This is a genomic window from Bifidobacterium pullorum DSM 20433 (assembly GCF_000771405.1).
Taxonomy (GTDB): Bacteria; Actinomycetota; Actinomycetes; order Actinomycetales; family Bifidobacteriaceae; genus Bifidobacterium; species Bifidobacterium pullorum.
In genome coordinates this window covers 40,219-60,533 of the sequence record NZ_JDUI01000012.1, presented here as the reverse complement: position 1 = coordinate 60,533, position 20,315 = coordinate 40,219, and the positions used below count along the sequence as shown (strand labels likewise).

Annotated in this window: 15 protein-coding genes and 1 pseudogene; 14 read left to right on the top strand and 2 right to left on the bottom strand. The window is 64.6% G+C overall.

The genetic code is table 11. The features are described 5' to 3' along the window. Positions 1 to 38: 38 nt before the first annotated feature. The 4 genes from ftsY to OU11_RS07130 all read left to right on the top strand — a co-directional run bounded on the left by ftsY (position 39) and on the right by OU11_RS07130 (position 5,369). Complete coding sequence (ftsY, locus tag OU11_RS07145; RefSeq protein WP_033515652.1) at positions 39 to 1,268, top strand: signal recognition particle-docking protein FtsY; 1,230 nt, start codon at positions 39 to 41, stop codon at positions 1,266 to 1,268. 356 nt (positions 1,269 to 1,624) lie between these two features. Then, positions 1,625 to 2,908, top strand: a complete 1,284-nt coding sequence (locus OU11_RS07140; protein ID WP_033515650.1) for an ammonium transporter — start codon at positions 1,625 to 1,627, stop codon at positions 2,906 to 2,908. A 1-nt stretch (position 2,909) separates the two neighbouring features. Beyond that, complete coding sequence (locus tag OU11_RS07135) at positions 2,910 to 3,248, top strand: P-II family nitrogen regulator (RefSeq protein WP_033515648.1); 339 nt, start codon at positions 2,910 to 2,912, stop codon at positions 3,246 to 3,248. A gap of 198 nt (positions 3,249 to 3,446) precedes the next feature. Then, positions 3,447 to 5,369, top strand: coding sequence for a [protein-PII] uridylyltransferase family protein (locus OU11_RS07130; RefSeq protein ID WP_033515646.1), 1,923 nt, complete (start codon positions 3,447 to 3,449; stop codon positions 5,367 to 5,369). Between the two features lie 171 nt (positions 5,370 to 5,540). Here OU11_RS07130 and OU11_RS07125 read toward each other — a convergent pair whose 3' ends face one another. Then, positions 5,541 to 6,881, bottom strand: coding sequence for an MATE family efflux transporter (locus tag OU11_RS07125; RefSeq protein WP_033515644.1), 1,341 nt, complete (start codon positions 6,879 to 6,881; stop codon positions 5,541 to 5,543). A gap of 809 nt (positions 6,882 to 7,690) precedes the next feature. Here OU11_RS07125 and OU11_RS07120 point away from each other — a divergent pair. The 8 genes from OU11_RS07120 (at position 7,691) to OU11_RS09255 (ending at position 17,356) form a co-directional block, all read left to right on the top strand. Next, positions 7,691 to 8,515: a LytR/AlgR family response regulator transcription factor gene (locus OU11_RS07120; RefSeq protein ID WP_033515642.1), complete on the top strand. Its 825-nt coding sequence runs from the start codon at positions 7,691 to 7,693 to the stop codon at positions 8,513 to 8,515. Further along, a complete protein-coding gene (locus OU11_RS07115; protein WP_033515640.1) occupies positions 8,512 to 9,525 on the top strand; it encodes a hypothetical protein in 1,014 nt (337 codons plus the stop codon). Before OU11_RS07120 ends, OU11_RS07115 begins: the two co-directional genes overlap by 4 nt. Continuing rightward, positions 9,522 to 10,505 carry an ATP-binding protein gene (locus tag OU11_RS07110; protein ID WP_033515638.1) on the top strand — a complete coding sequence of 328 codons (984 nt, stop codon included), beginning with the start codon at positions 9,522 to 9,524 and terminating at the stop codon, positions 10,503 to 10,505. The genes OU11_RS07115 and OU11_RS07110 overlap by 4 nt, the downstream gene beginning before the upstream one ends. A 94-nt stretch (positions 10,506 to 10,599) precedes the next feature. Next, positions 10,600 to 11,955, top strand: a complete 1,356-nt coding sequence (locus tag OU11_RS07105; RefSeq protein ID WP_033515636.1) for a hypothetical protein — start codon at positions 10,600 to 10,602, stop codon at positions 11,953 to 11,955. Between the two features lie 241 nt (positions 11,956 to 12,196). Then, positions 12,197 to 13,459 (top strand): ATP-binding protein, encoded by a 1,263-nt coding sequence (locus OU11_RS07100; protein WP_033515634.1) that lies wholly within the window; start codon positions 12,197 to 12,199, stop codon positions 13,457 to 13,459. 40 nt (positions 13,460 to 13,499) lie between these two features. After that, positions 13,500 to 14,969: a replicative DNA helicase gene (gene dnaB, locus OU11_RS07095; protein ID WP_033515632.1), complete on the top strand. Its 1,470-nt coding sequence runs from the start codon at positions 13,500 to 13,502 to the stop codon at positions 14,967 to 14,969. 2 nt (positions 14,970 to 14,971) lie between these two features. Continuing rightward, positions 14,972 to 16,570 (top strand): Mur ligase family protein, encoded by a 1,599-nt coding sequence (locus OU11_RS09040; RefSeq protein ID WP_152597115.1) that lies wholly within the window; start codon positions 14,972 to 14,974, stop codon positions 16,568 to 16,570. 9 nt (positions 16,571 to 16,579) lie between these two features. Continuing rightward, a complete protein-coding gene (locus OU11_RS09255; RefSeq protein ID WP_052122769.1) occupies positions 16,580 to 17,356 on the top strand; it encodes a type 1 glutamine amidotransferase in 777 nt (258 codons plus the stop codon). Positions 17,357 to 17,461: 105 nt separating this feature from the next. Here OU11_RS09255 and OU11_RS09035 read toward each other — a convergent pair whose 3' ends face one another. Beyond that, positions 17,462 to 17,842 (bottom strand): aquaporin, encoded by a 381-nt coding sequence (locus tag OU11_RS09035; RefSeq protein WP_206538228.1) that lies wholly within the window; start codon positions 17,840 to 17,842, stop codon positions 17,462 to 17,464. A gap of 292 nt (positions 17,843 to 18,134) precedes the next feature. On the opposite strand from OU11_RS09035, the pseudogene OU11_RS07075 reads away from it, so the two are divergent. Together OU11_RS07075 and OU11_RS07070 are read left to right on the top strand one after the other, a co-directional pair. Next, positions 18,135 to 18,341: pseudogene (locus OU11_RS07075) on the top strand (phasin family protein); the annotation flags it as partial. A 69-nt stretch (positions 18,342 to 18,410) separates the two neighbouring features. Next, positions 18,411 to 20,204 carry an ABC1 kinase family protein gene (locus OU11_RS07070; RefSeq protein WP_081963517.1) on the top strand — a complete coding sequence of 598 codons (1,794 nt, stop codon included), beginning with the start codon at positions 18,411 to 18,413 and terminating at the stop codon, positions 20,202 to 20,204. The last annotated feature ends 111 nt before the right edge of the window (positions 20,205 to 20,315 follow it).

The window sequence follows — 20,315 nt, the reverse complement described above, 5'->3', positions numbered from 1 at the left end:
AATCCGCCCTGTCCGTTGCGGTTTTTAGGCTTGATGGCATGGAACCGAATGTGATTATCGGCATTGTCGCCGCCGTTGTCGTCATCGCGATCATCGCGATCGTGTGGTATCTGCATTCCCGCAAATCCGCGGACCGGCCGTCGCCGCAGGAACAGGCATCGACCGTGGCCGCCTCCGCCGGCGGGCAGCCGTCGACCGGTCATGAACAGGCCTCATCCGAAACCGCGGAACCGGAAGTCGTCGCACGCGCCGGAACCGCTGCACCTGCGGACTCCGCCGTGTCGGTCGCGACCGCCGCCGCGGTGCCGGCCGCCCCCGCCAAGCCCGCGCTCGACAAGCCCGAGGGCGCACGCTCCCGCATCGAGCGTCTGCGCGCCAAACTCGCCAAATCCTCCAACCCCTTCGGCAAGGCCCTGTTCAACATCCTGGCCAAGGACAACCTGTCCGAAGCCGATTGGGAGGATGTGGAGGATACGCTGCTGCTGGCCGACGTCGGCGCCGAGGCCTCCGCGCAGCTGGTGGACGAGCTGCGCACCGACTCGCGCATCACCGGCACCTCCGATCCGGCGCAGGTGCGCGAGGCCCTGCGCTCCAAGCTGCTCGACCTGGTCGGCCCGGGCATGGACCGCCGTCTCAACGCGAACAAGGAGGACGCGAGCACGCCGTCCGTCATCATCATGGTCGGCGTGAACGGCACGGGCAAGACCACGACCGCCGGCAAGCTCGCCCGCCTGTTCGTGGCCGACGGCAAGCAGGTGGTGATGGGCGCGGCCGACACGTTCCGCGCCGCCGCCGCCGATCAGCTGGAGACGTGGGGCGCCAAGGTCGGCGTGCCCGTGGTCCGCTCGGACAAGGACGGCGCCGATCCGGCCTCGGTGGCCTTCGAGGCCTCCGCCCGCGCGAAGGAGGAGAACGCCGACGTGCTCATCATCGATACCGCCGGCCGACTGCAGAACAAGGCCAACCTGATGGATGAGCTGGGCAAGATCCGCCGCGTGACGGAGAAGAACCTGCCCGTCGACGAGGTGCTGCTTGTGCTCGACGCCACCACCGGCCAGAACGGCATGACCCAGGCCAAGGTGTTCGCCGAGGCGATCGGCATCACCGGCGTGGTGCTTTCCAAGCTCGACGGTTCGGCCAAGGGCGGCATCGTCGTGTCCGTGCAGAAGGAGCTCGGCGTCCCGGTCAAACTGGTCGGTCTGGGAGAAGGCCCCGACGATCTGGCCCCCTTCGATCCGGAGGGCTTCGTCGACGGCATCCTCGCCTGACACCCACGTCGCCGGAGTCGTCCCGCAACGTTCCCGTCGCCCGCCGCAACCCGTCATATGTCCGCATCGCGGACGTGGCGTGGGATGCGGCGGGCGACGTCGTCACATAGTCGCAACAATCGCCGCAAACGGCGGCATGCCGCGTCATCCTCCCCCGTCTTGGCCCTGAACGCGCCCGTTCCGGGCACCTTCCTCCCCTCCGATGCGTAACCGTACGGAAATACGGCGTAACGCATTGCACATCGAACGGACGTTTGATACCGGACGTCGGCGTTCCCCGTGAACAACCGACGGAAACGGCCCGCGCCGGACGGCGCTTGGGCAGTCGAACGAAACCAAGAGAGGGAGGTAGGCAAATGGACACCGGAGCTGCCGCATGGCTGTTGACTTCCGCGGCCCTTGTTTTCCTCATGACGCCGGGTGTGGCGTTGTTCTATGGCGGCATGGTGCGAGCCAAGGCCGTGTTGAATATGTTGATGTTGTCCGCCGCCGCGCTGGCGGTCACCATGGTGGTCTGGGTCCTGTGGGGCTGGTCGATCTCATACGCGGGCAATGACGTCGCCGGCATCTTCGGCGACCCGATCGCCGGATTCCTGCTGGGCGACTCGATGACGGCCCAGGACGGCGTGTTCACCGCCGTCGACACGTCCGGCACGTATCCGGGCAGCATCGACGTGGCGTTCCAGGCCGCGTTCGCCATGATCACCGTGGCGCTGATCTCCGGCGCGCTGGCCGAACGCATCAAGTACAGCACCTGGATGATCTTCGTGGCGCTGTGGATCACGCTGTGCTACTGCCCGATGGCCCACATGGTGTGGAACGGCGGCCTGCTGTCCCCGGATGGCGCGATCTCCCAGGCGTTGGGCGCCGCCGCCCATGATTTCGCCGGCGGCACGGTCGTGCATATCAACGCCGCCACCGCCGCGCTGGTTGTGGTGCTGATCATCGGCCGTCGTAAAGGCTTCGGCACGCAGCCGATGCGTCCGCACAACGTGCCGATGGTGATGCTGGGTGCGTTCCTGCTGTGGTTCGGCTGGTTCGGGTTCAACGCCGGTTCGGCGTTCACCGCGAACGGCGTCGCCGGCTATGCCTGGGTGAGCACGGCCGCCGCCGCTGCCGCCGCCATGCTGGCCTGGGGATTCACCGAGAAGATCCGTTCCGGCCACTACACCGCGATGGGTGCCGCTTCGGGCATCGTCGCCGGTCTGGTGGCGATCACCCCCGCCGCCGATGTGGTCTCCCCGCTGTGGGCGATGGTCATTGGTGCCGTCGCCGGCATTGTCTGCTGCTTCGCCTGCGGCCTCAAGTTCAAGTTCGGTTATGACGATTCGCTCGACGTGGTCGGCGTCCACGGCGTCGGCGGCCTGATCGGCACCCTGCTGATCGGCCTGTTCGGCGAGGGCACCGGCCTGCTCGCCGGTGGCGACTGGCGTCAGCTGGCCGTCCAGCTGCTGGTGGCATTGGTGGCCATCGTGTTCTCCGCGGTGGTGACGGCGGTCATCGCGTTCGCGCTGGAGAAGACGATCGGCTGGCGTGTTACCGAGGCCCAGGAGATCGGCGGCATCGATCTGGCCGATCAGGGCGAGCGCGCCTACGATTTCGCTGGCACCGCCAGCTCCGTTCTCAAGGAGGTGAAGTGAGATGAAGCTCATCACAGCCATCATCCAGCCCCATAAGCTCGACGACGTGAAGTCCGCTCTGGCCGCCGCAGGCGTGCACGGCATGACGGTGTCCGAGGCGAACGGCTACGGTCGCCAGCGCGGACACACCGAGATCTATCGCGGCGCCGAATACACGGTGGACCTCATGCCGAAGATCCGCCTGGAGGTGCTCGCCGACGACGCCGACGTGCAGGCGTTGGTCGACACGGTCGTCAGGGCCGCGGCCACCGGCACGATCGGCGACGGCAAGGTGTGGGTCACGCCGTTGGACTCGGTGACGCGCGTTCGCACCGGCGAAACCGGTTCCGCCGCCATCTGACGTGGTCCGTTCGGAAGCGTTCCATTGCGGGTCCCCTCACGCCGACGGTGTGCGGGGACCCGCTGTCTATGGCGTATCGCGATCCGCGTGCGGCGCGGGTCGTGCGCAGCGTGGGGAGACTGGCCACGTCTCGATCGGTTCCGGGCCGTGCGCCCCTTCCGGTCGGTGTTGGTGACGGGGAGCGATGAGGAGTTTGATATGAGCGCCGTGGATGGTTTGAAGACCCGTTTGCTGGCATTGAGCGCCCCGGACGGGGACGGCGTCTACCGTGACGGAGCGGACAAGCGGCACGCCCGCACCGTGTTGGCTGTGGACTGCTTGCGCGGATTGTGGGATGAGGCGTGCGGGGCGACGTCGTTCGTGGTGCCGGACCGCGGCGTGGGATTGGCCGCCACCGGGTCCCTGTCCCGCGGGCAGATCGGTCCGTGTTCGGACCTGGACCTGGTGCTCATCCACGACGGGCATACGCTGGATTCGCGCCAGATCGCCGAACTGGCGGACCTGCTGTGGTATCCGCTGTGGGACAGCGGTCTGGACCTCGATCATGCCGTGCGCTCCCGCACCCAGTGCGAGGCGGTGACGGACCACGATCTGCCGGCGGCCGTCGGCTGGCTGGAGGTCCGGCCGATCGCGGGCGATACGGAACTGATAGAGGACGCGGCCTCGTCGATTATCGAACGCTGGCGCAAGGCGGCGCGCCGGAGACTGCCCGAACTGCTCGACTCGGCGCAGGCGCGACTGGCGGAGTCCGGCCGCATGTCCTATCTCAACCAGCCGAATATCAAGGAGGCGCACGGCGGACTGCGCGATACGGTGCTCGTGTCGGCCCTGGCCGCGTCCTGGCTGGCCGACCGTCCGCATGGCCGGTACGACGATGCCGTCGAACGGCTGCTTGACGTCCGCGACTGCATCCATCTGGCGTCCGGGCGGGATACGAACCTGCTGCTGACCGCCTACCAGCCCAGGGTCGCCGCGATGCTCGGCCTGGCGGATCCCACGTTGCCTGAAGACGAGCGCGCCGCCGCCTCCATCGACGACCTGATGACGATGATCGCCCGATTGGGGCGCACGGTGTCGTTCGCCTATCTGGATACCGCGTCGCGTGCGCGGCGCTCGCTGGTCCACGACCGGACGCGGTTTGCGTTCTTCCAGATGCTCCAGCCGCGTGCGGCCGGACGTCGCGAAGCGCCGAAGTTCGACGCGGTGGCGCCCGGCGTGGTCCGGCATGAGGGGGAGATCGCGCTGGCTCCCGGCGTGGATCTCTCGGCGGATACGACCTTGCCGTTGCGCGTGGCGGTGGCCTCCGGCGAGTCGGGACTGCCGATCAACCCCGTGACGTTGACGAATCTGACGCGTTGCCCGCTCGGTGATTCCGGCTGGGACGGGGAATCCCGTGCACTGCTCATCCGGCTGCTGTCCTGCGGCGCGGCTTTGCCGGAGGTGTGGGAGCGGCTGGACTATGTCGGCATTCCGGGGCGGTGGATGCCCGAATGGCTGGGTGTCCGCAACCGTCCAAGCGCTTCGGCCGCGCACCGGTACACCATCGACCAGCATATGATCCAGGTCGTCGCGCGCCTGGGACGTGGCGGCGGGCGTCCCGACGGCCGTGGCGGCCTCCGTGGCGTCGGCACGGGTTCCGGCATCACGGCCCCGATCGGTATGGTCCCGTCGGATGTATCGGCGCCGGGGTTGTCGGAACAATACGACGACGAGCATTACACCGCGCTGCTGTTGGCGGGATTGCTGCATGACATCGGCAAGCGCCCCGGTGTGCGCGATCATGCGGCCGAAGGCGCGCGCCATGTGCCGGTGATCCTGCGCCGTATGGGATTCGACGGGCACGTGGTCGGCATGGCCGCGCTGCTGGTGCGCGAGCATCTGACGCTGTCGGAGTTCGCCACGGGTCGAGACCCGAACGACCCGGCCACCGGTGCCGAACTGGCGGAACGGGTGGGATGCGACCCGGTGATGCTGGACATGCTGTTCGACCTGACCCGCGCCGATGGCTCGTCGTTGGGCGCGACCTCCGACGAGACGATCACGAAGCGGTACGGATGGTCGCCGTGGCGGGAATCCACCGCCCGCATCATGCTTGCCGCCGCCCGCCGTTTCCTGATGTGACCGTGACATATCGTGACCGTGACACATCGTGACTCTGATCTATCGTGACCGTGACACATTATGGGGAATGGCGATATTCCAAGCTTTTTTGTGAGGCGATAAAGCCTCGATAGATCATGGTCACGTTGTATCAGAGTCACGTTGTGTCAGAGTCCGTGGAAACCGGGTGTGTTAGCGCATCCAGCGGTCGGTGCAGATGCGTGCGCCGTTGAAGATGGCGCGCACGCCGACGAAGAGCAGGTTGATGACGGCCCAGAGCACCGCCATCCGCATCGCATCACTGGGGAGCAACGTGTCATTGACGCAGCGGATCGCCCACAGAACCGGCAGGTATACCGCCGCCGTGACGATGCATCCGACCGCCAGATACCGGTAGTCGCCCGCGCCGATCAGGATGCCGTCGATCGCCCACATCCATCCGCCCAGCGGCAGGAACACCGCCAACACCACCATGCCCACCGTGATGAGCCGCTGCACGTCGGGCGTCGGGGAGAACAGCGGTGCGGCGGCGAAGCCGGCCACGATCAGGGCCGCTCCGATCGCCGCGCCGCCCATCAGCCCTGCATGGCCGGCGGCGCGCGTCATCCGTTGCGCGCGATCGCGGTGTCCTGCGCCGAGTTCGGTGGCCACCAGCGCCTGGCCGGCGATGCCGATGGCGTCCAACATGTTGATGACGAAATTCCAGCACGAATTCACCGACTGATAGGCGGCCAGCACCTGCGTACCCATCGACGTGGCCAGCATGACGGTGGCCACCATGCACACGCGCAGGGCCAGCGTGCGCACGAAAAGTACGGCACCGTCGCCCGCACTGCCGAGGATACCGTGCAGGCGCGGCCGCCAGTCCGCACCGTCCGCCCGTGCCCACAGCAGTGCCGGCACCACCAGGAACACGCCCATGAACCACTGGGCGACCAGGGTGGCCACACCGGATCCCGCCACGCCCCAGCCGAATCCGAACACGAACAGCACATCGAGCACCGTGTTGACCACCGCACCGCACACCGCCGCCATCAATGTGACGCGAACCTTCTGCAGGCCGCGGAAGATGCCGTTCGCCGCGTACACCAGCAGCATTCCGGGCATACCGAACACCACGGCGCGCAGGTAGGCCGTGGCGTTGTCCAGCACGGCGTCGCGCGCGCCCACGGCCCAGCACAGCGGTTCGGCGGTCAGGAACAGAACGAGGGACGCCGCAACGCCGATGATCAGTGCCAGCCACAGGCCGTCGATGCCGGCTTCGAGACCTTCGCGCCGCCGCCCCGCGCCGATCAGATGCCCGACCTGGCTGGTGGTGCTGTAGGCCAGGAATATGCACAGGCCGACCACGGTGAGCAGGATGGTGGAACCGATCGAGAGCCCCGCCAGCGCCGTGTCGCCGATGTGGCCGACGATGGCCGTGTCGATGAGCACGAACGCGGGCTCGGCGATGAGCTGGCCGAAGGTGGGGATGGCGAGGGTCAGGATCTGGCGGTTGATGGCGCGGGCGTCGGCGGGATTCGTTCGTGGCACGAGGTGATTCTACCTACCGGACTGACCGGATGGTGCGGAACGGTGGGGATGGTGCGGGACGGTGGGACGGGCCGGGTGATGCGGAATGGCGAGTGCGGTGCGGAAAGGTATGACTGGTATGCGGGTGTTGGGCCGATGGCCTGGGTGTGGGCCGCGGTTTTGGCTCGGCTTGCCGAAACGAACGTGGTGACGTGTGCGAATGATGATGCGCGAATGGCGCGAACGAGGCGGTTGCTTGCATTTACCACGGTTGCTTCGATTAGGCAAATCGAGGTCTCATGTCTGTGGGGTTATCCCCGAGTTATCCCCAAGTTATGCACATAGTTATCCCCATATTGTGGATAACTCATATCTCTATCCACAGAGTTATCCCCAAAATGTGGATAACTCGGGTTTTTCTATCCACATTGCAGAGTCCGAGCGTGTCGCACTGCCGAACGTTCCCTGAACGCAATGTGAACGGTAACGTACAAGAACGGGCGGCGCTGATACATTGCCGGAGGTCGTGCGGGCCGCCACACGAGGCTGTTGGTCGGGCTGCCGGTGAACTCCGAACGGGTGTCCGAAGGCGGCGACGTCGGAGGCTTGGCTTCGGGCGGTTCGGAGCGCATGGGTATTGTCGGGAGGCCGATGCGATCATCGGTTGTTACGTGTTCTTGAGCGATTGTGACATCGGCGGTGTCGTGTGTGGCTTCGGAGGCTTATGATACGGAAGGAAGCCTGAGTTGCGGGGGAAGCGTGACGCACGCCGGCGACCGATGTGACCGACACGGTCGCCGCGGCATGGCGCGACAAAGGGAAGGGAAGCCATGTTGGTGGCGATTGTGGATGACGATCAGCTGCAGGCCGAGGAATTGGCCCGGATGGTTCGGAGCTCGCCATCGCTGGGCCGGGTTTTGTCGCGATCGTCAAACCATGTATCCGCTGCCCATGCGTCAAGCGGATGTTCTGACGCGTTGCCCGTCGCCGAAAAAGCCGGTAGCGACATGTCATCGGACGGCGTGGACGTTTGCTGTTTCGGCTCCGTGGAGACCTTCGAACGGTTCTGTCGTGACGGGGAGTGCTGCGTCGACATCGTGTTCATGGACATTCGCTTCGGCGGGTCCGCTGCGGCGGAGGGTATCGAGGCGGTGGCCCGATTGTTTCCGCGGGGCAGTACGACGCAGGTCATCTACGTCACCGGATACGGCGACTACCACTCCAAGGTGTATACGACCCAGCATGTCGGTTTCCTGATGAAACCGGTCGGGCAGAAAGCCGTGGATGAGGCGGTGGCGGAGGCGCTTCAGCGACGTGCCGAGTCGGCTGAGCGCCCGGTGCTCGTCGCGTCCGGCGGCGATGTGCGTGTCGTGCTGCCGCGCAACGTGATGTGGGCGGAGAGCCACCGCCGATTGTTGTGTATCCACACCCGCTACGGTGATGTGGAAACATACCTCAAACTCGCCCGGTTCGCCGAGATGCTCCCCGATCGCTTTGTCCACTGTCACCAAAGCTTCCTGGTGAATCTTGATTATGTGACGGCATGGAACAACGACCGGTTCGTACTCGCCGATGGCAGGGCGATTCCAATCAGTCAGCGTCGTCGGGCCGTGGCGAAGGCGGCGGTGTTGGCGTACGCGCGCACGGTGCGATGACTGCGGGAGCAATGTTGGAGGCCTATGTCGCCGGGCCGATGGTCGGTGACGTGGCGGCCGTACTGGTTGCCGTCGCGCGTTTCCATGTGCAGAACCATGCGATGCGTTCCCGCGCGCCGGTCGCATTGATGTGCGGGCAGTCGGTCCTGTTGCTCGTGATGATGCTCATGCGCCCCGAAACCGGACTTGTCGAAGACGGCGTGGCGGTTCGCGTTCTGCGCTTGGTGGTCTTGCCTGTCGTGATATACGTCGTACTGCCTTTTGCCCTCTATACGGGCGGTGTCGTGGAACGCATGCTTGCCGTATGCGCCACGACGCTGGCGTTCTGCACGACGGCGTTCGCCGCGGTCGGTCTGGCATCGTTGCGGGCACATCTGTTGGGGGCGCCGCCGCTCGTCTTGACGACTGTGCCGTTGGCCGAGGTTCTGTCGGGCGTCAGCGTGTTGCCGGGTTCGATGCGTACGGTGCGGGCCTATGCGATAGGTGCCATGGTCGTTGAGATTGGCCTGACGTTGTTGCTCGAATTGATGGTGTCGGAACGGGCGCGTCGGTATTATGCGCATGCGGACTTCCTGCGCAACGACCGGTTCCTGTTGTTCTCCTTGTTTCAGTTCGCGATTCTTGGCGTGTCCCTGACGATGGCCGTGTCGGTGTTTGCGGACGGGCGGCAGTATCTGTTTGGTGCGGCCGCCCTGGGGGTGGTTTGCCTGTTCGTGGACGTTGTGTTGTTTCGGTCAATGGAGCGCGAATATCGGGCACGTCTGGATCGGGAAGCCTCGCAATTGCTGCAACGGGAACTGGACGCGTGCCTGCGGCAGTATGGCGAAGTCGCAGGGTACGTGGAGTCGGTGGCGCGACGGAATCATGATATCCGCAATCAGTTGGCCGTTGTGTCCGCGTTGGCGCGGCGTGGCGAGTTCGATGCGGCGACTCGGCATCTGGAGTCGGTGGCGGCACTTGGCCGGCAGATGCATGATGACGATCGCGCGACCTCAGGGCGGCGGCGATGACGACCGCCGTTATGATTGCCGCCGCCGTTGCTGACGGCCTTGCATTCGCGTTGCTGCTGTTGTCGTCGGTACGTCTGATTGGCGGTCTGGAAGGCGCGACGGTCGGTAGGCGTGCCGTGAACATGCTGTATCCGTTGAGTCAGATGGCGTTCATCGGATACAACATGGTCTCGCTTCATCTGGGCGGTGATGTCCGGTACCGGGTGCCCTACGCGTTGCTGCTGGCCGCACTCGCCGTGTTGTGCGCGATGGGGGATGTCGCGCTGTTCCGCAACTTGGCGGAGGCTGAGAAGGCGTTGCTGTACCGGGAGCGGCGGGCGCGACTTGAACGGCAGCTGTACGCCCAGCGTCGGCATCTGCGGACGCTGCATCGCGAGCTGGACAAGGCGATGGCCGTGGACGAGGTGATCGAGACGCGTCTGGCCGAAGCGCGTACCGCTCTGGCACGCCGGGATGCGAACGCTGTGCACGCATGGTGCGCGGATCTGTCGGTGCGGTTGCCGCGGTGTCGTGCGTTCTGCCGCCACAAGGCTGTCGACGCGCTGTGCGCGACAATCATACCGGCGTTGCGCCGCGACGGTGTCGCATGCGACCTCGATATCGATCTGGACGATGACTGTCCGCTGCCGAGCGCTGAGCTGTGTGCGTTGTTCGCGAATCTACTCGACAATGCCGGTACGGCGTGCCTCGCATTACCGCGCGGTCGGCGGTGGATGACATTGCGCGCGCATGTCGTGCTCGATTGTCTGGTCATTGAGACCAGCAACGCCGCGGCCTCGTCTCCGCCTCGAAGCTTCCGCGGCGTCGCCGCGCATGGTCGCCGGTTCGCCTCGCACGGATGGGGCCTGTCGATCATCCGCGGCGTCGCCGAACGCCACGGCGGCACGTTCGATGTATCGTATGTTGCCGCGTCCGGCGGTGGGCCGCAATTCGTCGCGAAGGTGGTCGTGCCTTGCCCGGCGCAATCGGTTATGACGTGAACGTCATGCGTTGTGACGGGGGTGGCCTGTCCTCGGGGCTTTGCCGATACATTCCACCGTGTATGGCATTGCTGATCCGTAAGGGAGAGGAAGTATGGGAAGGAAGCACGTATTCGGCATAGGCGTAGTGGCCGCCGCCATGATGCTTGGGGGACTGGTCATCGCTCCTGTTGCCGTTGCCGATGAGGTCGCGACGCCGGACGTCGTGGCGTCGGAGGCCGCTGCGCAGGCTGAAGATGATGAATTGCGCCTGGATTTCTTCACGCCGGATGTGGATCCGCAGGCAATACTGCCTGGGATGGTGGTCTGGATGACCGCGCATGTCAATCCGATTTCGGCTTCGGAAGGGGATTGGGGTGTTTACCTATATCCGAAGGCCGGCGGCCCGTGGCGGCGGTTGGCTTCGGTGACGTTCGACTCGAATGGCGACTGGGCAAAGGAAATGGGTAGTAGCGTCATCATTCCTACCGATTTGGCCCCGGGCGAGTATGTGCTGCAGCTGGCGATTCCGAATACCGGGGGCTACTCGGATGGCAATCAGGAGATCACCGTGCTGGAGCCGCCCGCCCCGCTTATGGGGGTTTATGCGCGTTTGGACACAACTCCCTTCGTTATGGCAGGTAATCTCATCCCGAATGGTTTCTACACGCTGCAGTGGCTTGATGCGAATCATGATGTTGTAGCCTCGGAACAGCACGTTCAGGCCAGCAACGATGGTCTGATTATGCGTGACTTCACGCCGCTTGCCGGACGTACGGGAATGTACGCCTTCGTGGTATACCGTGAAGGTTTCGACGTTCCTACGGGTTCCCTTCCATTCAGACTCGTGAATGGTGTTCCGCAGATGCCGAGTATCGAGGGCGTGGGGGAATCCGCCGGTGATGCCTCCGGTGAAGGGGCTCCGACTGCAGCGCAGGGCGATGAGTTTACCATTACGGGTAAGGGGGCCGAGCCGAACACCACGTACTGGCTGTCGCTGGACCCGGGGCCCGTGCTGTTGGGATCTGTGACGACCGATGCCAGCGGCGCGTTCAATACCACGGTGAAGATTCCGGCTGATACCACACTTGGTAATCACCACATCAGTTTGACGGTCGATGAGGAGGGGTGCATCTCCGTCGCCGAATTTGATCTCGAGGTGACTCCGGCTGAGAGCGGGGACACCTCAGGTCAGCCGGAGACCGAACCTTCCGACCAGCCGGAGACCGAGCCTTCCGACCAGCCGGAGACCGAGCCTTCCGATCAGTATGGGGATACCTCCGATCAGCCGGAGACCAAACCTTCTGACCAAAGTGGGGACGCTCAAACTCAGTCGGAGGCCAAGCCTTCCGATGACAAGAAGAAGCCTCTGCCCAATACCGGTGTCGGTATCGTCGTGGTCTTGGGTGTGTTGGTTGCGTCTGCCATGATCGGTGTCGTGTTTCGGTTGGGCCGTCGCATGGTCCGATGATAGTGGAATAGGTCATACGGCATTACAGTACAATCGGCGGCCTCGGTTCTTGTCGGGGCCGCCTTGATTGCTGTTTGGCCATTGGTGGAGCGGACGTTTTCGGGAAAGCGCGGTTCAGCGTCTGTGACGTCAGCTTATCGTTCGACGCCTCGCGCGTAGAGTGTGAGACATTGTTGTTTCGAAAAATATAAAATATAAATCATATTATGACATATATTATAAATAATGTAAAATATATTCTATGTTTAAAAGCGCGTTGACGTATCCCCGGCCCCGACTGCTGGAATCGTTGATCGCACACATGGGCACCGACGAGGTCAAGGTGCTGACAGGTGTCCGTCGGTGCGGCAAATCGACGTTGCTGCGCATGTTCGCCGACCGTCTGAGGGCAGACGGCATCGCCGAATCCAACCTGTTCTTCAAACAGCTCGATGCCGCGGACCTGCCCTTCGACTACGCCGCGCGAGACCTGTATGAGGAACTGTCTGCGGCGTACCGTGCCGCGGACAAGAACGGTACGTTCGCCATCCTGCTGGACGAGGTGCAGGAGGTGCCGGGATGGGAGAAGGTCGTCCGTCGTTTCCAGACGCAGCCGGATACCGACATCTATCTGACCGGATCGAACGCGATGCTGCTGTCCGGCGAACTGGCCACCTACATCGCCGGCCGGTATGTGGAGATACCGGTCTACCCGTTCTCATTCGAGGAATACGTATCATGTCGTGCCATGCAGGACGAATCGTCGGATTCGTCCGACGTGCTGCTGGCCGACTACATGCGATACGGCGGCATGCCGGCGCTGCTCGCCCTGGGGGCGGCGGACGAGGCGCGTGCCACGGAGGTTCTGGACGCCATATTCAACACCATCGTCGTCAAGGACGTGGCGAGCCGGTACGGTATCCGCGACCTCGCGACGTTCGACAAGATCGCTCGGTACCTGTTCGCGACGTCCGGGAATCTGTTCTCGGTGCGCAGAATCGTCAACACGTTGAAATCCTCCGGCGTCGTCATCAGCCCGCAGACGTTGGATGAGCAGATCAGGATGCTGGAACAGGCGTTCGTGATCTATGCGGCGGAGCAGGCCGGGTTGAGGGGCAAGCAGATCCTCCGCCCCCGGCGCAAGTATTATCCGGTCGACAATGGGTTCAGAAACTATGCCCTGGGCTTTGCCGGTGTGGACTCCGGATTCCAGTTGGAAGGCATCGTATGCATGGAACTGCTGCGCCGCGGGTGGACGGTTCATGTTGGCGCATTGTCCACGGGCGAGGTCGATTTCGTCGCGAAGCGCGGGTCGGCGACGCAGTACGTCCAGGTCGCCGCGTCGATGGCCGACGAGGCCACGCGCGAGCATGAACTGGCGCCGCTGCGCGCGGTCGGCGACTCCTTCCCGAAATCCGTCGTCACGCTCGAGCCCTACGGCATCGGCACCACGCGGGATGGCATCGGCGTCGTCCGGGCCGTCGATTGGTTGTTGGACGTCGATGGGGACATGGGTGACCGGTAGATATCTACCGGCTTTCACCCCTGCACCTATACTCGAACGTATGGTTGATGGAAACAGTTGGGACGAGTCCCGTCCGGGCGGAAACGGCCGCGGTTCGCGCGGCGCGGACGGTTACGCCGGTGACGCGTCGTATACGTCCGGCGCCTCCGGCACGTCGTCGCGTGACGTGATCTTCGACCGCGTGCCCCCGCACGATGATGACGCCGAGATGGCCGTGCTCGGCGGCATGCTGATGAGCAAGGACGCCATCGGCGAGGTCTCGCAGATGATCGACGTTTCCGATTTCTACCAGCCCAAGCACCAGACCATCTATGAGGCCATCATCACGCTGTTCTCCGGGTCCCAGCCGGTGGACGTGGTGCTGGTGGCCAACGAGCTGCTGAAATCCGGCGACCTGGAGAAGGTCGGCGGCGCCGATTATCTGCACAGTCTGGTGGCCTCGGTGCCGACCGCCGCGAACGCCACGTTCTACGCCGAAATCGTGCATCAGCGCGCCATCCTGCGCAATGTCATCGCCACCGGCACCAAGATCGCCCAGCTCGGGTATTCGGCGGAGGGCTCCCAGGCCGAGGACGTGGTGAACCTGGCCCAATCCGAGGTCTACGAGATGAGCGTGGGCCGCGTGCGGCAGGATTACGCGCCGCTCGGAGACGCCGTCAAGGACACGTTGGAGATGCTGGACAACCTCCAGCAGGGTAACGTCGAGCGCGGTGTGCCCACCGGCTTCCGCGACATCGATGACGTGACGCAGGGCCTGCAGCCCGGCCAGATGATCGTGGTGGCCGGCCGTCCGGCCATGGGCAAGTCCACGCTCGGCATCGACTTCGCCCGCGCCGCCTCTCTGCACCACGGCCTGACCTCCATCGTGTTCAGCCTCGAGATGAGCAAGACGGAACTGGCCCAGCGCATCATCTCCGCCGAAACGGACATCCCGCTGGTGGCGTTGCGCCGCGCCGACGACATCACCCCGGAACGGTGGAACACGCTGAACAAGTTCTGGAACCGCATGCAGAACGCCCCGTTGTTCATCGACGACAGCCCGAACATGAGCCTGATGGAGATCCGGGCCAAATGCCGGCGTCTCAAGCAGACCAACGACCTGAAACTTGTGGTCATCGACTACCTGCAGCTGATGACCTCGGGCAAACGCGTGGAAAGCCGTCAGCAGGAGGTTTCCGAGTTCTCCCGTGCGCTGAAGCTGCTGGCCAAGGAGCTCGAGGTGCCGGTCGTGGCGCTCTCGCAGCTCAACCGTGGTCCCGAGATGCGCAACGACAAGAAGCCGCAGCTGTCGGATCTGCGTGAATCCGGCTCGATCGAGCAGGACGCCGACGTGGTGTTCCTGGTACACCGTCCCGACTTCTACGACAAGGAGGACCGTCCGGGCGAGGCCGATATCATCATGGCCAAACACCGCAACGGCCCCACCGATACCTTCAATCTGGCGTTCCTGGGCGCGACGTCGAAGTTCAAGGACATGCCGCAGCAGGACTACAACAATCAGGGGGTGTGATGATGACCGCACATAACGCAACCTCGCAGACCTCGACCGCCGTACGGACTCCGTCCGGGCAGGCGGCGTCACGGCGCCCGTGGTCCTTCGCCACCCCGTTGATCGGCAAGGCCGTACGTAAAGCCGCACGGCTCGCTCATTTCGGCGGCAGCGCCTTCCCCGGCAAGATCGCCGAAAGCATCGATCCGGGGTTCCTGGCGCGCACGTTGGGCCAGCTGCCGCTCGGCGTGGTGCTCGTCTCCGGCACCAACGGCAAAACCACCACCACGCGTATGGTGGCCTCCGTGCTGGAGAACCTGGGGCTGAAGGTGTTCACCAACCCCACCGGCTCGAACTTCACCCGTGGCGTGGTCTCCGCATTGCTTGACCAGGTCACGCTCGGCGGTCGGCTCGACGCCGACATCGCCGTACTCGAGCTTGACGAGGCCTACGCCGTACATTTCGTGCGTCAGGTCAAACCACGGTACTGTCTGCTGCTCAACGTCATGCGCGACCAGCTCGACCGGTTCGGCGAGATCGACAATACCGCCCGGCTGCTGAGCAACGTGGCCGAGGCCACCACGGGCACCGTGGTGCTCAACCGGGAGGATCCGCGCATCGCCGCGCTCACCGACGTGGCGGCGGCCGCGCAATCCGTCCGCTACTTCGGTCTGGATGCCTCGCTGCGTTCGTTCTTCCCGTCCGATGACGACATGGCCACCACGGTGAGCCTGCCGGGCGTCGCGCAAGGGGTCGCCTCCAGCAAGGCGTCGGATGCCGAATCCGCCGCGAACGCCGCGTCTCCCGTCGACGCCGCGCTCGCCGCTGAAGCTGTACACTCGCCGTCCGGTGGCGCCGACTCCGGGCTGGAGTCCGCCGTTTCCGGCGAATTGCCCGCCGACGTCACACTGATGGCGGTCGGCGACCACCAGGCTACGTTCCGCATCGATGGCGCCGACCTGACCACGCCGGTCCGGCTCGAAGGCGTCTACAACCTGTACAACGCGGCGGCCGCGCTCGCCGTGGTCCGCGCCGTGCTGGCGGACATCCGCCGCGATGTGGCTGACATGAGTGGAACACGCGGTGCCGCCGCACCGACGGGCCCTGATGCATCCGCTGCACGGGTGACGGACGTGTCACAGTCCGATACCGATGCGCTGCTGGAGGCGCTGTCCACGGTCACGCCGGCCTTCGGCCGCGGCGAGTCGATCGACGTGAACGGGTCCAAGGTCGAACTGCTGCTGGTCAAGAACCCGATGGGCTTCCGACTGTCGCTCGCGTCGTTCCCGCCCGAGGGCCATGACACGATGATCTGCATCAACGACGAATATGCCGACGGCCGCGACATGAGCTGGCTGTGGGACGTGGACTTCACCAGCCTGCGCGGCACCGGCGTGGCGATGGTCTCCGGCGTGCGCGCCTGGGACATGGCGTTGCGCCTCGAATACGACCAGGTACCGGTCGCCGAGACCGACACCGAGCTCGACAAGGCCGTCGAACGGTTCGTGACCGCCAATCCAGGCGTGCCGAAGCACATCTACTGCACATACACCGCCATGCTCGCCGTGCGTGCGCGGCTCGGCCACATGACCGAGGTCGCCGATGCCGGCGTGGGACGTTAAGGAGTGACGATGAGCGAAACCAACGAGACCAACGGGACTGCCGGCATCATCGACGTCGTCTCCCTGTACCCCAAGGACATGAACATCTACGGCGATTCCGGCAACGTGCTCACCATCGCCCGCCGGCTCGCGCTGTACGGCTACGCGCCGTGCATCCACGAGATCAACCAGGGCGATCCGTGGCCGGCACACGTCGACATGATCCTCGGCGGCGGCGGCCAGGATACCGGACAGAAGAAGATCATCGACGACCTGTTCGCCCGCGCCGACGACCTGCGCGCATTCGCCGCGGACGGTGTGCCGATGCTGATGATCTGCGGACTGTACCAGCTGTTCGGCCACTACTTCGAGACCATCGACGGCACGCGCCTGGACGGCATCGGCATCATCCGCGCCCACACCGTCGGCCGTGACGTGCGCATGATCGGCAACCTCGTCGAACACTCCGCACGGTTCGGCGACATCATCGGCTACGAGAACCACTCCGGGCAGACCTTCCTCGATCCTGGCGTGGAGCCGCTGGGCCGCGTCGACCACGAGGGCACCGGCAACAACGGCGAGGACCACACCGAAGGCGCTCGGGTCAACAATGTGATCGGCACCTACATGCACGGTTCGCTGCTGCCGAAGAACCCGGCTATCTCGGACTTCCTCATCCGTTCGGCCACTGAACGCCGCTACGGCTCATTCGAACCGCGGCAGACCAAGGAATGGGCCGCCGAACTCAAACGCATCGACGCCATCGCAGCCAAGGCCCGGGCCGTGGCCGCCAACAGGCCGCGCTGACGGCCTAGTGGGCGCCTTCCAAATACAATAACGGTCGTTCCACGGCAAGGCGGAACGACCGTTGCTGTACCCATGGCGCTTCCGTTTATGCGGAAGCGGGTGATGTCACTGCTCGGAGGCGGTCAGCACGAAGCGGTGCACGAGGGCGGCCAGGGCGCCGCCGACCAGCGGGGCCAGGATGAAGACCCACACCTGGGCCAGAGCCTCGCCGCCGGCCAGCAGGGCCGGGCCGAAGGAACGGGCCGGGTTGACCGAGGTGCCGGTGAACGGCAGGCCGAGGATCACGATGGCGGCCAGGGCCAGGCCGATGACGATGCCGGCGATGTTCGCGAACTCCGGCTTGGAGGTCACGCCGAGAATCAGCAGCACGAAGAAGAACGTGAGCACGACCTCGATGAGGAACGCGATGTCCGCGCCGGTGCCGCAGCCGATGGTCACGAGCATGATGGTGCCGATGAACTCGGCGATGTACTTGCGAATATTCATAGTGCTATCTCTCTTGTCGATGAACCTGCGCCGATGGGGGCGCAGAACCTCAGTCAGCCTACGGCATCGGCGGGGGCATGATGCCGGAGAGAGAGGCATTCCATGCTTTTTTCGTGGTACGGCCTTCGGCGGGCATGCCCCTGACGGGCACATCGTTATGCGCGGAATCCGTATCGTTCGGATTGCGGTACATGATATGAGACGGGTACGGCCGGTGCGATTGCGGAATCCTCAGCAGTGTGAGCCGCGATATGCGGTAGAGTGGAACCACATCCGTTCTAAGGAGGACAAGATGGCTGATTTCGATTTCGGCGAAGGCCTGCGCAAGGTGTTCCTGGCGGGCGTCGGCGCCCTGGCCACCACGGTGGAGAAGGGCCAGGAGATCGTCGACGATCTGGTCAAGAAGGGCGAGCTGACGGTCGAGCAGGGCAAGGCCCTGAACACCGAGCTCAAGCGCAAGGCCGAGGAAGTCAAGGAAGAGCACGAAGCCAAGGCCGAGTGACCACACTCGACCGCAATCCAAGCGTCCGGTACCGTGTAGGCGTACCGGACGCTTGTCAATATCATCATGCATGACGAATCCCGGCAGCCGGCGGCATCCCAGCCGAGCCAGCGAACGACGGACGCAACGGACGCGTCCGCCGCGGCTTCCGCATACTCGTCGTACGGCAACCGATACGCGCCCGGCAGCGCCGACGCGGAAGTGGCCGAACTCATCGGCCTGTTCGGATCCCGCCGCAACAACGCGTTCGCCGAACGGTACCATCTGACCCGTCGCAACAAGATCAAACGTCTGTGGCAGATCGCGCGCATCGCCAACCAGTTCGACGTCGTCCACGGCCTGACCCCGGTCAAGATGCGTCTCATGCTCGAGGCGCTCGGCCCCACCTTCGTCAAGGTCGGGCAGATCCTGTCGATGCGCTCCGAGATGCTGCCGCAGGCGTTCTGCGACGAACTGGCCAAACTGCGTGCCGACGCGGACCCCATGCCCTACCAGACGGTGGTCGAAACGCTGTCCAGGGAATACGGGCGCCCGATCGGCGAGGTCTTCGCCAGCATCGACCCCACGCCGCTGGGCTCCGCATCGCTCGCCCAAGTGCACCGCGCCACTCTCGTCACCGGAGAGGACGTGGCCATCAAGGTGCAGCGTCCGGGCGTGCGCGAAACCATGGCGCAGGACGTGTCCATCATGCGTTCGATCGCGCGGCTCGCCACCCGCGTCATGCCCAACGCCCAGGTGGTGGACCTCGGCGGCGTGGTCGAGGAGCTCTGGGACACGTTCGAATCCGAAACGGACTTCCTGGTCGAGGCCCGCAACCTCGCTGAATTCAAGCGGTTCTGCCAGCCCTACGCCTACATGGACTGTCCGCAGCCCTACATGGACCTGTGCACCGAGCACGTGGTCGTCATGGACTACGTCGACGGCATCTCGGTCTCCCACCCCGAACAGCTGATCGCCGCCGGCTACGACCTGAAGGAGATCGGCACCAAGCTCGTCGACAACTACGCCACCCAGGTGCTCGACGACGGTTTCTTCCATGCCGACCCGCATCCGGGCAACATCATCATCGACGGCGGGCAGATCGTCTTGATCGACCTGGGCATGACCGGACGGCTCAACGCCAAGACGCGGTCGGTGCTCAAACAGATGATCTTCGCCGTCGCCAAGCAGGACTCCCCGGCGCTCGCCGACGGGCTGCTCCGCTTCGCCGGCACGGAGGCCGACGCCGCCGACTATCCGGCGCTGCTGGCCGACCTGGACACCATCGTCGCCGAATACGGCACCGTCGAGCTCAAGGAACTCGATCTGGCGGCCTTCGTGACTGCGCTGACCCAGCTGGCGCAGCGCCACGGCATCGAGGTGCCGAGCACCGTCACCACGGTGGCCCGCGCCCTGGTCACGCTCGAGGGGCTGCTCGACGAGTTCATCCCCGACGTGAACATGATCGAGATCATCTCGGAGCACATCGCCACGTCGAAATCCCTCGACCGGGCGGCAGCGGACGAGGCCAAGTCGCTGACCATCGAGGCGCATGAGGCCCTGCACGGCCTGCTGGGCGCAATGTCGGAAACCAAGGTGGCCGCACGCATGCTCACGCGCGGCCAGCTGCGCGTGAACCTGGAGTTGGCCGGCGCCGAGGAGCCGATGCGTAAACTGTCCGACATGGTCAACCGCCTGACGATGGCGCTGATCGTCGTCGGCCTGTACGTCGGCTCGTCGATTGTCTACTTCGCGGGTGTGCCGCCGATCGTGTTCGGCATCCCCGTGGTTGGGTTCATGGGATATTTGGTGGCGTTCATCCTGTCCGTGTGGATCGTCTTCGACATCAACTTCAAGGGTCGGAAACCCAAGAGGCGGTAAGGACGCTACGTTCCAGCTCGTCTGCCGAATCGCATACGGCCATGCGGATGCCGTATGGAGGAAACAGCCGTCCGGGTATTGGCGGTGGCGCGCCGTGGTTCATATGCTGAC